10 protein-coding genes and 4 tRNA genes are annotated in these 13,164 nt (G+C 63.6%); 4 read left to right on the top strand and 10 right to left on the bottom strand.

Features of this window, described 5'->3' with window-relative positions:
* Window positions 1–49 precede the first annotated feature (49 nt).
* A complete protein-coding gene (locus PF66_RS21990; RefSeq protein WP_054063829.1) occupies window positions 50–940 on the top strand; it encodes a LysR family transcriptional regulator in 891 nt (296 codons plus the stop codon).
* Window positions 941–1,006: 66 nt separating this feature from the next.
* A complete protein-coding gene (locus PF66_RS21995) occupies window positions 1,007–4,279 on the top strand; it encodes a sensor domain-containing protein (RefSeq protein ID WP_054063830.1) in 3,273 nt (1,090 codons plus the stop codon).
* A gap of 83 nt (window positions 4,280–4,362) precedes the next feature.
* Here the strand turns inward: PF66_RS21995 and PF66_RS22000 are convergent, their stop codons facing one another.
* The 10 genes from PF66_RS22000 to gltX all read right to left on the bottom strand — a co-directional run bounded on the left by PF66_RS22000 (window position 4,363) and on the right by gltX (window position 10,331).
* Entirely contained in the window at window positions 4,363–4,812 is a 450-nt protein-coding gene (locus tag PF66_RS22000) for an Hsp20 family protein (RefSeq protein WP_054059674.1), read from the bottom strand.
* A gap of 124 nt (window positions 4,813–4,936) precedes the next feature.
* Window positions 4,937–5,896 carry a tRNA dihydrouridine synthase gene (locus PF66_RS22005; RefSeq protein WP_054059675.1) on the bottom strand — a complete coding sequence of 320 codons (960 nt, stop codon included), beginning with the start codon at window positions 5,894–5,896 and terminating at the stop codon, window positions 4,937–4,939.
* Window positions 5,897–5,972: 76 nt separating this feature from the next.
* Window positions 5,973–6,407: an acyl-CoA thioesterase gene (locus PF66_RS22010; protein ID WP_054063831.1), complete on the bottom strand. Its 435-nt coding sequence runs from the start codon at window positions 6,405–6,407 to the stop codon at window positions 5,973–5,975.
* Between the two features lie 43 nt (window positions 6,408–6,450).
* On the bottom strand, window positions 6,451–7,284 hold the full coding sequence (locus PF66_RS22015) for an alpha/beta fold hydrolase (protein WP_054063832.1): 834 nt from the start codon (window positions 7,282–7,284) through the stop codon (window positions 6,451–6,453).
* 30 nt (window positions 7,285–7,314) lie between these two features.
* Window positions 7,315–7,854, bottom strand: a complete 540-nt coding sequence (locus PF66_RS22020; protein ID WP_054057980.1) for a TetR/AcrR family transcriptional regulator — start codon at window positions 7,852–7,854, stop codon at window positions 7,315–7,317.
* Between the two features lie 187 nt (window positions 7,855–8,041).
* Window positions 8,042–8,117: transfer RNA gene (locus PF66_RS22025), tRNA-Glu, on the bottom strand.
* Window positions 8,118–8,242: 125 nt separating this feature from the next.
* A tRNA-Ala gene (locus tag PF66_RS22030) sits at window positions 8,243–8,318 on the bottom strand.
* Between the two features lie 56 nt (window positions 8,319–8,374).
* A tRNA-Glu gene (locus PF66_RS22035) sits at window positions 8,375–8,450 on the bottom strand.
* 85 nt (window positions 8,451–8,535) lie between these two features.
* Window positions 8,536–8,611 (bottom strand) — tRNA-Ala (locus PF66_RS22040).
* Window positions 8,612–8,849: 238 nt separating this feature from the next.
* Window positions 8,850–10,331 carry a glutamate--tRNA ligase gene (gene gltX / locus PF66_RS22045; RefSeq protein WP_054057981.1) on the bottom strand — a complete coding sequence of 494 codons (1,482 nt, stop codon included), beginning with the start codon at window positions 10,329–10,331 and terminating at the stop codon, window positions 8,850–8,852.
* Window positions 10,332–10,560: 229 nt separating this feature from the next.
* Between gltX and PF66_RS22050 the strand changes: the two genes are divergently transcribed.
* Both PF66_RS22050 and PF66_RS22055 read left to right on the top strand, forming a co-directional pair.
* On the top strand, window positions 10,561–11,607 hold the full coding sequence (locus PF66_RS22050) for an HlyD family secretion protein (RefSeq protein ID WP_054063833.1): 1,047 nt from the start codon (window positions 10,561–10,563) through the stop codon (window positions 11,605–11,607).
* A 49-nt stretch (window positions 11,608–11,656) separates the two neighbouring features.
* Window positions 11,657–13,147 (top strand): MDR family MFS transporter, encoded by a 1,491-nt coding sequence (locus PF66_RS22055; protein WP_192842754.1) that lies wholly within the window; start codon window positions 11,657–11,659, stop codon window positions 13,145–13,147.
* Window positions 13,148–13,164: the final 17 nt, after the last annotated feature.

Below are 13,164 nucleotides of genomic sequence, written 5' to 3' on the forward strand. Positions count from 1 at the left end.
CTCAAATTCATAATTTTTATGCTTCGGATAGCCATCTGGAATACCGATCATGGACCTGGCCAACCTCAACGCCTTTATCGCCATCGCCGAAACCGGCAGCTTCTCCGGGGCCGGCGAACGCCTGCACCTGACCCAGCCAGCCATCAGCAAACGGATCGCCGGCCTGGAGCAGCAACTCAACGTGCGCCTGTTCGACCGGCTGGGCCGTGAGGTCGGCCTGACCGAGGCCGGTCGCGCCCTGCTGCCGCGCGCCTACCAGATCCTCAACGTGCTCGACGACACCCGCCGGGCCCTGACCAACCTCACCGGCGAAGTCAGCGGCCGCCTGACGCTGGCCACCAGCCATCACATCGGCCTGCACCGCCTGCCTCCGCTGCTGCGGGCCTACACCCGGCAGTACCCCAAGGTGGCGCTGGACATTCAGTTCCTCGATTCGGAAGTCGCCTACGAGGAAATTCTCCACGGCCGCGCCGAACTGGCGGTCATCACCCTGGCGCCGGAGCCCCATCACCTGGTCCGTGCCGTGCCGGTGTGGGACGACCCACTGGATTTCGTCGTCGCCCCCGAGCACCCGTTGGCCAGCAACGACCAGGTCAGCCTGCGGGACATCGCCCACCGACCGGCGGTCTTCCCCGGCGGCAACACCTTCACCCACCACATCGTCCAGCGCCTGTTCGAGGCCCAGGGCCTGACGCCGAACATCGCCATGAGCACCAACTACCTGGAAACCATCAAGATGATGGTGTCCATCGGCCTGGCCTGGAGCGTGCTGCCACGCACCATGCTCGACGATCAGGTCGCGCGCATACCTTTACCGGGCATACAGCTCAGTCGCCAGCTAGGCTATATCCTGCATACCGAACGGACGCTGTCGAATGCCGCACGGGCCTTTATGGCTTTATTGGATGCGCAGACGGATTTGCCGACTCTTACGGCATAAGCCGGCTCTGTCTCAGCCCAGGCCTCTTGCAGCAATAACGTGCCTTTCACCCAAGGACTGCCGTTGATGCCCAAGAACGCTAGCCGTATTCCGCCCTTGCCGCGCATCCATGCCCTCGACCCTCACGAGTCGGAAAAGAGCTGGGAAAGCGCCCCGCAGCTGCTGGCCGCCCTCAACGGTGCGCGCCTGGGAGCCTGGTCCTGGGACATCGAGAACGGCCAGGTCAGTTGGTCCCGCGGCACCCAGGCGCTGTTCGGCTTCGACCCGCACCAGCCGCTGCCCAAGGATATCGACTATCTCGACCTGCTGCCGCCCGAGGACCGCGCCCGCACGCTGCGCGCCTTTCATGCGGTACTCGCCGGCGAGCCGGTGGAACAGGCCATGCACCACCGCATCCGCTGGCCGGACGGCAGCCTGCACTGGCTGGAAATCAGCGGCAGCCTGCTGCCGGACAAGAACGGCAAGCAGCGGATGATCGGGGTGATCCGCGAGGTCACCCAGCAGCGCCAGCGCGAGCAGGCCCTCAGCAGCTCGGAAAAACGCTTTGCCACCCTGTTTCACCTGAGCCCCAACATGGTGCTGCTGACCCGTGAGGAAGACGGCCTGATCAGCGAGGCCAACCAGTATTTCGAAAGCCTGTTCGGCTGGCCGGCGCTGCAGGTGATCGGCATGACCACCCTGGAACTGGGTCTGTGGGTGCACCCGGAAGAACGGGCAAGGCTGGTCAGGTCCTTGCGCGGCAGAACCGACCCGGTCAGCCAGGAGGTGCAGTTCCGCGCCAGCAACGGCCAGATCCACGACGGCATTCTGAGCGCCCAGCGGGTCGAACTGGAGGGCCAGGCCTACCTGCTCAGCACCTTTCTCGATACCACCGAGCGCAACAACGCCGCCCAGGCCCTCAAGGACAGCCAGGAGCGCCTCGACCTGGCCCTGGACTCGGCCCAACTGGGTACCTGGGACTGGCACATCCCCAGCGGCATGCTCTATGGCTCGGCACGCGCGGCGCAATTGCACGGCCTGGAACCACACCCCTTCCATGAGTCCTTCGATGCCTTTTTTGACGGCGTCCCTCCCGAAGAGCGCGAAAACATGCGCGATGCCTATCGCAGCCTGCGCGAAGGCCCGGCAGGCAGCTACCAGGTCACCTACCGGGTGCAACTGGAAAATGGCACCTCGCGCTATCTGGAAAGCCGCGCCAGGCTCTACCGCGACAGCGAAGGCAAACCGCTGCGCATGGCCGGAACCCTGCTCGACATCACCGAGCAGGTAGAGCGCGAGCAGCGCCTGCAGGCTTCGGAAGAAAAGTTCGCCAGCCTGTTCCAGGCCAGCCCCGACCCGATCTGCGTGACCCTGCAGGACACCGGCCAGTTCATCGAGATCAACCCGGCCTTCACCCAGACCTTCGGCTGGAGCCTGGACGAGATCCGCCACCGCAGCGCCGACCAGATCGGCCTCTGGGAAGACTCGGCCAAGCGTCTGCAACGCATCCAGCAGGTGATCCGCGACCAGGCGCTGAACAATGTCGCGGTGGTCGTGCACCACAAGAGCGGCCAGGCCCTGACCTGCGTGATCAGCAGCCGGCAGATCGAGGTCGAGCAGCGTCCCTGCATCGTCACCACCCTGCGCGACATCACCCAGCAGCAACGGGCCGAAGCCGCACTCAAGGCCAGCGAGGAGAAATTCGCCAAGGCCTTCCACTCCAGCCCCGACGCCATCACCATCATCGAACGCCAGAGCGGCCGCTATCTGGAGGTCAACGATGGCTTCTGCCGGCTGACCGGCTATTCCAACGCCGAGGTCATCGGCCGCACCGTGTATGAACTCGGCATCTGGGCCGACCACAAGGAGCGCACCTCACTCCTGGAGGAGCTCAAGGAACGCGGCCACGTTCCCCATCGCGACATGCTCGGGCGCAACAAGCGCGGCGACGTGCTGACGGTGGAGATCTCGGTCGAGCCGATCACCCTCAACGAAACCGCCTGCCTGCTGCTGACCGCCCGGGACATCAGCCTGCTGAAGAACGCCCAGGCACAGATCCGTCACCTGGCCTACCACGACCCGCTGACCAACCTGCCCAACCGGGCCATGCTGACCGACCGCCTGAGTCAGCAGATCGCCCTGCTCAAGCGCCACAACCTGCGCGGCGCCCTGCTGTTTCTCGACCTCGACCACTTCAAGCACATCAACGATTCACTCGGCCACCCGGTGGGCGATACCGTGCTCAAGGTGGTCACCGCCCGCCTGGAGGCCAGCGTGCGCATCGAAGACACCGTGGCGCGGCTCGGCGGTGACGAATTCGTGGTGCTGCTCAGCGGCCTGGAAGGCTCACGCAGTGAAGTGACGCAAAAGGTTCGCGACCTGGCGGACACCATCCGCGAGCTGCTGGCCGAACCGATGTTCCTCGACGGCCAGCGCCTGCAGGTGACCCCGAGCATCGGCGTGGCACTGATCCCGGACCATGGCTCGACCCCCGCCGACCTGCTCAAGCGCGCGGATATCGCGCTGTACCGGGCCAAGGACTCCGGCCGCAACATCACCCAGATGTTCCACAGCACCATGCAGAAGGCCGCCAGCGAACGCCTGCGCATGGAGAACGACTTGCGCCAGGCGCTTTCCCGGGGCGAGTTCAGCGTGCACTTCCAACCCCAGGTGGACGCCCGCGACAACAGCATCGTCGGTGCCGAGGCGCTGGTGCGCTGGCACCACCCGGAACTCGGCGCACAATCGCCCACCGAATTCATCAAGGTCCTGGAGGACAGCGGGCTGATCCTCGAAGTCGGCACCTGGATTCTCGACCACGCCTGCGAGGCCTTTGGCGTGCTGTTGCGCGAAGGGTTGATCGCCCACTCCTTCAGCCTGTGCGTGAACATCAGCCCGCGGCAGTTCCGCCAGGCCGATTTCGTCGAACGGGTGGAGCGCTGCCTGCTGCTGCACAACGTGCCGTCCTCGATGCTCAAGCTGGAAATCACCGAAGGCATCGTGATCCAGAACATGGAGGACACCATCAACAAGATGCGCCGCCTGAACAAGCTCGGCGTCAGTTTCGCCATGGATGACTTCGGCACCGGCTATTCGTCGCTGACCTACCTCAAGCGCCTGCCGGTGGATGCGCTGAAGATCGACCAGTCGTTCGTGCGTGACGCCACCCACGACCCCAACGATGCGGAGATCATCCGCGCGATCGTCGCCATGGCCCGCAGCCTGGGGCTGATGGTGATTGCCGAAGGGGTGGAACTGCCGGAACAGTTGATGTTCCTCGAAGGCCTGGGCTGCCATCTGTACCAGGGTTACCTGCACAGCCGGCCGTTGCCGCTGGAAGACTTCAAAAGACTTTTGTGAACCCCGCAGCCCCCTTGCGGGAGACGGCCGGGCCGCCAACAAAAAGCCCCGCCGAAGCGGGGCTCTGTCCTGCAGACTCGAGCTTAGTGCTGCAGGGCCGGTTGCTGCGTCCCACCGATCGGGATGCGCTTGGCTTTCGCCTCTTCCGGTACGACCCGCAGCAGGTCGATGTTCAACAGACCGTTGCTCAGGCCGGCAGCCTTGACCTCGATATGGTCGGCCAGGCGGAAGGACAACTTGAAGGCACGCTGGGCTATGCCCTGGTGCAGGTAGCTGACGTGTTCAGCCTTGGCTTCGCGCTTGCCGCCACTGACGGTCAATACGCCCTTCTCGACTTGCAACTCCAGGTCTTCTTCCTGGAAACCGGCGGCCGCGACGACGATGCGGTACTGGTCTTCGCCGTGTTTTTCAACGTTGTAAGGAGGGTAGCTGCTGCCCGGCTCGTTGCGCAGCGCGGTTTCGAACAGATCGTTGAAACGGTCGAAGCCAACGGAGGAACGGAACAGTGGAGCCAGGGAAAATGCGGTAGTCATGTCAATCTCCTGAAATTCAGCGAGTGGTTTGATTCGCGACCCGAATTCGGCATCGCGTACCCCTTAGATAGGAACGCCCAAACGCATTTCAAGAGATTGTCGAAAAATTTTTCTGGCGCCCGCGTCAGGCCGCTTCGGACAGCGGCACCTGCAGCAGACGGCTGACCGTGTCGCAGTCGGTCTCGCGGCGCACATGGCTGAACAGCTCAACCGCCTCCGGGTAGTTGCGCGTCAACATCGCCAGCCACTGCTTCAGGCGACCCGGCGCCTGGCGCGGCGTGAGCTGCGCCCGGGCCTGCAGCCAGAAGTCCTGGAGCAGCGGCAACAATTCGCCCCAGCTCATCTCGACCACTTCTTCACCGGCGCTCTCGGCCGCGATCTGCCGGGCCAGGTCCGGGCGCGACACCAGACCGCGACCGAGCATGAAATCCTTGGCGCCACTGACCTCGCGACAGCGCCGCCAGTCTTCCAGCGACCAGATGTCACCGTTGGCGAACACCGGCACCTTGACCACGTCCTGCACCCGCGCCACCCACTCCCAATGGGCCGGCGGCTTGTAGCCATCGACCTTGGTGCGCGCATGCACGACGATCTGCGCGGCACCGCCTTCGGCCAGGGCCGTACCACAGACCAGCGCGCCATCCGGGCTGTCGAAACCCAGGCGCATCTTCGCCGTCACCGGAATGTGCGCCGGTACCGCCCGGCGCACATGCTCGACGATGCTGTTGAGCAGTTCCGGCTCCTTGAGCAGCACCGCCCCGCCCCGGGACTTGTTCACGGTCTTGGCCGGGCAACCGAAGTTCAGGTCGATCACCTGCGAGCCCAGCTCGCAGGCCAGCGCCGCGTTTTCGGCCAGGCACACCGGATCGGAACCGAGCAGTTGCACGCGCAGCGGCACGCCGGCGGCGGTGCGGGCGTCGGTGAGCAGTTCGGGGGCGAACTTGTGGTAGTAGGCCGGCGTCAGCAGCGAATCGTTGATACGGATGAACTCCGTGACGCACCAGTCGATGCCGCCGACGCGAGTCAGGACATCGCGCAGGATGTTATCGACCAACCCCTCCATGGGCGCCAGGGCAATTTGCATGGGTGACTCTCATTGAAAAAGGCGGATATCGAAAGGCGCGGCAGTTTACGGGGTTCCGCAGCAAACCGGTACACCCTCAGGCCGACTGCAGCGCCGGCCCGTATCCCTGGAGAAACTCCTCAGGCATGCGCCTGGGCTTGCCGCTGGACAGCTCGATGCAGACGAAGGTGGTCTGCGCACGCAATAGGGTCAGGTTGTCGCTGGGGCGTACCAGCTGGAAGCGTCGGGTCATTTTCAGGCGCTGGTCCCAATCGACGATCCAGGTCGCCAATTGCAGTTCATCACCTTCGTAGGCGGCAGCCAGGTAGTCGATTTCATGACGCACCACGGCCATCGCCCGGTCCAGTCGGCGGTACTCGCTCAGGTCCAGCCCCAGGCGCTGGGAATGCCGCCAGGCACAGCGCTCCAGCCAGGTGACGTACACCGCGTTGTTGGCGTGCCCGAGGCCGTCGATGTCCTCGGCGGCCACCTGCAGGTCGAGGATGAAGGGTGTCGCCAGATCCCAGCTCATGTACCGCTCCCGGTCGATTCAAAGACCGGGCCAGTGTAACGGATCAGGCCGACTGGCGCTGCGCCATGCTACGCCCGGCCAGCAGCGCGAGCACGCCATCGATCAGCCGCGGATCGGCCAGCACCCGCTGATGGCCGCCGCTTTCCAGGCGCAACAGGCGGCTGTCGAACCAGGCTTCGTGAATACGTCGCGATTCATCCACCGCCACCAGTTGATCGTCTTCGGCATGCACGATCAGGCCGGGCATGTCCATCTGGTAATGCCCGATATCCAGGTGCTCGGCACGCATCCCGACATCCCGTTCGACTTCCCGGATAAACGCCGAACGCGCCCGTGGCGGCAAGCCGACATGCTGGGCGAAGCCCCGCAATACGCCCAGCACCCGTGCCGGAGCGGCAATGCTGACCAGCGCCTCGGTACGCAGCCCGAGCTGGGTGGCGAGCATCGCGCTGGCACCGCCCATGGAATGGCCGATCACCGCCTTGAGCGGCGGCAGCTCGGCGGCGGCCTCGAGCAGCGCGCGGGCAAACGCCACCACATTCGCTTCGTGCCCGGGCGACTGGCCATGAGCCGGGCCGTCGAGGGCCACGGCGGTGTAACCGGCAGCCACCAGCGCCTCGATCAGGCTCGCGAACTGCGTGGGTCGCCCTTCCCAGCCATGCATAAGCAGCACGGTGGGGCCTTGCCCCCAGCGCAGCGCGGAAAGACCGAAACGCAGGGTGATCCTTTCGGCCGTCGCCAGCAACGGCAACTCCCAATCCCGCGGCGAACGCTCGCGGGGCGTCATGAAAACCTGACGCATCCGGCTCGCGGCCACCCGCGGTGCCACTCGTCCCAAGGTGCCATTGATGCCACGTATCCAGCGCAAAGTGTTCATCGGGTATTACCTCAGGCCAGGTCGAAACCTTCAGCGCACCGCCGACTTGGCGGCACGCAGCAATCTGTCGGACAACTCTCCCGGGCCCAGCGCCCGGGCCACGGCCAGGCCACCGATCATCAGGGCGATATCGGCCAGGGCCTTGTCGGTGTCCTCGGGACTGGCCGCCAGTTGCGCGACCATCAATTCCACATGTTCGTTGAGCGCCTCGCGAAAGCACTCCGGCAGGCTGCCGATCTCTCCCACCACCGCCGGCAGCGGGCAGGCATGGTCGACCGCATCGCGATGCTTGCGCGACAGGTAGAACGCGGCAAACAGGGCCCGCCGTTCTTCGCCGCTCAGCGCGTCGTCGACTTCATCCATTTTCGCCCGACGCTGCGCCAGCAATTGCTTGAATGCCTCGAGCATCAAGGCGTCCTTGCTCTCGAAATGCGCGTAGAAGCCACCCACGGTCAGACCGGCGGCGGCCATCACCTCACTGACACTCGGCTCGGCCGGGCCACGCTGGATCAACGCGGCACTGGCAGCCTGCAGGATGCGCTCACGGGTCTGGGCCTTTTTGTCGTTCATTGCCATCTCCAGATATTACATCGGAAATATTATTCTCATAATATTTTTTCGCAAGGTCTTCGCATGACCGCTGGTCTGACTGAAAAATGCGAAAAGGAATTCAGTGCGGAAAATAAAAATTTCGGAAAAAACAAAAGGGTCATTCAAAGATGAATGACCCTTAAAAATCCCGCAGAGCGGCTAATCGTGGCGTCCCCTAGGGGACTCGAACCCCTGTTACCGCCGTGAAAGGGCGGTGTCCTAGGCCACTAGACGAAGGGGACGCAAACCCTTCTTTCATTGCAGGAGTCGGCTTGTTGGCGACTTTTGCTGCCCGGTGACTCGATGCACCTGCAGCATCCTGCAACATCAGTACAGTACCGGTGTGGCCAGGTACTGAACCGTAAATTGGTGGAGCTAAGCGGGATCGAACCGCTGACCTCTTGCATGCCATGCAAGCGCTCTCCCAGCTGAGCTATAGCCCCGGATTTTTCGCCTCTCGGCGCAGCGACATCAAGCTGCAATGTCACTTGTGTGAAACTGGCGTCCCCTAGGGGACTCGAACCCCTGTTACCGCCGTGAAAGGGCGGTGTCCTAGGCCACTAGACGAAGGGGACGTAACCCTTGTGTACCCTATCGGCGCTGGTTCCGATTCGCGGCACAAACTCCAGATCAGTGTAGCGTAACCTGAAGCTTCTAATTTGGTGGAGCTAAGCGGGATCGAACCGCTGACCTCTTGCATGCCATGCAAGCGCTCTCCCAGCTGAGCTATAGCCCCACAGTGTCAGACTTCACATCATCTCAGCGTTGTCGCTGTGTTTCCGTGTTGTCTTGTGGACGGGGCGCATATTAAGTGCGACCCACTCCCCTGTCAAACTTTTTTTGAACATTTTTCAAAAATTTTTTCCGCGATAACAATCACTTACCGCAATCCCCCGGAAAACCGGGGGTTGTCGGCCACGTCCACAACCGGCAAAGACGGCTATGACGTGGCCACTACCGGCTCAGGCGCCGATTCAGGCAATAGTGCCCAGCAGCTTTTCCCATTCCTTGTTTTCCTTCTTCGACACGCCACCCAGCAGTTCCAGGGCCTGGCGCAGACGGAAGCGCGTCAGGTCCGGGCCGAGGATTTCCATCGCGTCGAGCACCGACACCGAACTCGCCTGCCCGGTGATCGAGGCGAAGATCAGCGGCATGGCATCACGCAGCTTCAGCTCCAGGGCATCGACCACCGCCTGGATGGTCGCGGTGATGCTGTCCTTCTCCCACTGGCGCAGGCTTTCCAGTTTCCACAGGATCAGTTGCATCAGCTTGCGCACATCCTCCGGCGAGAGTTTCTTGTGCTCGAACAGCTTGGCATCCAGCGGCAGGCTGCCGGCGAAGAAGAAATTCGCCAGGGGCGCGACCTGGCTGAAGGTCTCGACGCGGCTCTGCACCAGCGGCGCGATCTTCATCAGGTACTCGGGGTTGAACGCCCAGTTCTGCACGCGGCGGGCGAACTCTTCCACCGGCAGGTCGCGCAGCCACTGGCCGTTGAGCCAGGACAGCTTCTCGATATCGAAGATCGGCCCGCCGAGGGAGACGCGGGACAGGTCGAAGTGGTCGACCATTTCCTGCAGCGAGAACTTCTCGCGCTCGTCCGGCATCGACCAGCCCATGCGGCCCAGGTAGTTGAGCATTGCCTCGGGCATGAAGCCCATGCGCTCGTAGAAGGTCACCGAGGTCGGGTTCTTGCGCTTGGACAGCTTGCTCTTGTCCGGGTTGCGCAGCAGCGGCATGTAGCACAGCTTCGGTTGTTCCCAGCCGAAGTACTCGTAGAGCAGGATCAGCTTGGGTGCCGATGGCAGCCACTCTTCACCGCGCAGCACGTGGGTGATGCCCATCAGGTGGTCGTCGACCACGTTGGCCAGGAAGTAGGTGGGCAAACCGTCGGTCTTCATCAGCACCTGCATGTCCATGCGATCCCACGGGATCTCGACATCGCCACGCAGCATGTCCGGCACCACGCAGACGCCTTCGGTCGGCACCTTCATGCGGATCACATGGGGTTCGCCGGCGGCCAGGCGACGGGCCACCTCCTCTTTCGACAGCAGCAGCGCACGACCGTCGTAGCGTGGGGTTTCGCCGCGGGCAATCTGCTCGGCACGCATCTGGTCCAGCTCTTCGGCGGTGCAGAAGCACGGGAAGGCATGGCCCATGTCGACCAGTTGCTGGGTGTACTTCCTGTAGATCTCGCTACGCTCGCTCTGCCGGTACGGACCGTGCGGGCCACCGACGTCCGGGCCTTCGGCCCAAGTAATGCCCAGCCAGTTCAACGCATCGAAAATCTGCTGTTCGGACTCGCGGGTCGAGCGCAACTGATCGGTATCTTCGATCCGCAGGATGAACTCGCCACCATGCTGCTTGGCAAAGCAGTAGTTGAACAGGGCGATGTAGGCGGTACCAACGTGGGGATCGCCAGTGGGCGATGGCGCGATGCGAGTGCGGACAGTGGTCATGGATGGTCTCGAAATAGAGATAAAACAAAGGGCGAATGGTAACAGGCCGACCGCCCTCGCCTCCAGCATGGGCGGCAGGCAGAGGGCATATAAGCCAAGCTTCGGTCGAAAAAGGGTCTCAGGCCACTAAAACCGGGGGTTTCTCAATTGGTGGCATTTACCCACTAAGGGCGCTGTGCCAGATTTATCTACCGAGAAGTTCACTAATTATTCCGACCGTTGCCTGCCCATGCCCGCCCAACTCAAACGCCGCCTGTTCGTGTTCCTGCTGCTCGTCCTGCTGATCGCCCTGGGCTTCTTCGCCGAGTGGTTCTGGCGCGGGCGCTTTTATGAAAGCACCGACAATGCCTACGTCCAGGGCGAGATCACCCGGGTTTCCAGCCAGCTCGCGGCGCGCATCGACCAGGTGCTGGTGGCCGACAACCAGCCTGTCGAGCAAGGCCAGTTGCTGGTCCGGCTCGAAGTGGCCGACTTCCAGCTGGCGGTCGAGCGCGCCAACGCCACCCTCGCCACCCGCGAGGCCGAACGGCTGCAGGCGCAGAGCAAGCTGACCCAGCAGGCCAGCCTGATTGCCGCGGCCGATGCCCAGGTCGCCGCCAGCCAGGCCAGCCTGGGACGCTCGCAGCTCGACCTGTCGCGGGCCCAGACCCTGCGCAAGCCCGGCTACGTTTCCGAGGAGCGGGTCACCACCCTGTCCGCCGACAACCACATCGCCCGCTCCCAGGTCGCCAAGGCCCAGGCCGACCTGCAGAGCCAGCGCCAGCAGGTCAACGCCCTGACCGCCGAACTCAAGCGTCTCGACGGCCAAATCGCCAGCGCCCGCACCGAACTGGCCCAGGCCGAACTGAACCTGAGCCGCAGCGAAATCCGCGCGCCGATCAGCGGCCTGGTCGGCCAGCGCGCGGCACGCAACGGCCAGTACGTGCAGACCGGTGCCTACCTGCTGTCCATCGTTCCGGACCAGGCCATCTGGGTCCAGGCCAACTTCAAGGAAACCCAGATCGGCCACATGCACCCCGGGCAGAACGCCACGCTGCGGTTCGATGCCTATGAGGACACGCCGATCCAGGGCCGGGTCGACAGCCTGTTCGCCGCTTCCGGCGCGCAGTTCAGCCTGCTGCCGCCAGACAATGCCACCGGCAACTTCACCAAGGTGGTGCAGCGCATTCCGGTCAAGCTGGTGTTCGCCGCCGACAACCCGCTGCACGGCCTGATCCGTCCGGGCATGTCGGTCACCGTCAAGGTCGATATCCGCGATAACGGCAATGGCCGGTGATGCCCTGATCCGCCCGGTCGGCGAACCGACCCGGCGCGACTGGATCGCGGTGATGAGCGTGATGCTCGGTGCCTTCATGGCGGTGCTCGACATCCAGATCACCAACTCCTCGCTCAAGGACATCCAGGGCGCCCTGTCGGCGACCCTGGAGGAAGGCTCGTGGATCTCCACCTCCTACCTGGTGGCGGAAATCATCATGATCCCGCTCACCGCCTGGCTGGTGCAACTGCTCTCGGCCCGGCGCCTGGCGACCTGGGTATCGCTGGGCTTCCTCGCCTCGTCGCTGTTGTGCTCGATGGCCTGGAACCTGGAGAGCATGATCGTGTTCCGTGCCATGCAGGGCTTTACCGGCGGCGCGCTGATCCCGCTGGCCTTCACCCTGACCCTGATCAAGCTGCCGGAACACCACCGCGCCAAGGGCATGGCGATGTTTGCCATGACCGCCACCTTCGCCCCGTCGATCGGCCCGACCCTGGGTGGCTGGCTGACCGAGAACTGGGGCTGGGAATACATCTTCTACATCAACATCCCGCCCGGCCTGATCATGATCGCCGGCCTGCTCTACGGTCTGGAGAAGAAGGACGCGCACTGGGAACTGCTCAAGAGCACCGACTACGCAGGGATCGTCACACTGGGCGTCGGCCTGGGCTGCCTGCAGGTGTTCCTGGAGGAAGGGCATCGCAAGGACTGGCTGGAATCGGAGTTGATCCTGGCCCTGGGCAGCATCGCCCTGCTGAGCCTGATAACCTTCGTCATCCTGCAACTGTCCAGGCCCAACCCGCTGATCAACCTGCGCATTCTGCGCAATCGCAACTTCGGCCTGTCGAGCATTTCCAGCCTGGGCATGGGGGTCGGTCTGTACGGCTCGATCTACCTGTTGCCGCTGTACCTGGCGCAGATCCAGAACTACAACGCCCTGCAGATCGGCGAGGTGATCATGTGGATGGGCGTGCCGCAGCTGTTCCTGATTCCGCTGGTGCCCAAACTGATGAAATTCGTGTCACCGAAGATGCTCTGCGCCGTGGGTTTCGGCCTGTTCGGGCTGGCGAGTTTTTCCTCGGGGGTACTCAACCCGGACTTCGCCGGCCCGCAGTTCAACCAGATCCAGATCATCCGCGCCCTGGGCCAGCCGCTGATCATGGTGACCATCTCGCTGATCGCCACCGCCTACATCCAGCCCCAGGATGCCGGCTCGGCCTCCAGCCTGTTCAACATCCTGCGCAACCTCGGCGGCGCCATCGGCATCGCCCTGCTCGCCACCCTGCTGGATGCACGAACCCGGGAATACTTCGACTACCTGCGCGAAGCCATCGTCCCGGCCAACCCGCAAGTGGCCGAGCGCCTGGCACTGCTGGCGCAGAAGCTGGGCAGCGATGCCGCGGCACTGGGCAAGCTCAGTGAAATCACCCACCAGCAGGCGCTGATCATGGCCTACAACGACGCCTTCCATTACGTCGGGCTGGCACTGGGCATCAGCATGCTCGCGGTGCTGCTGACCCGGGCGCTGCCGGCGGGCGTCAAGGCCGGGGAGGCGCATTGAGTTCAAGGGCCCCTTCG

It is taken from the genome of Pseudomonas asplenii, assembly GCF_001293465.1.
Lineage (GTDB): Bacteria > Pseudomonadota > Gammaproteobacteria > Pseudomonadales > Pseudomonadaceae > Aquipseudomonas > Aquipseudomonas fuscovaginae_B.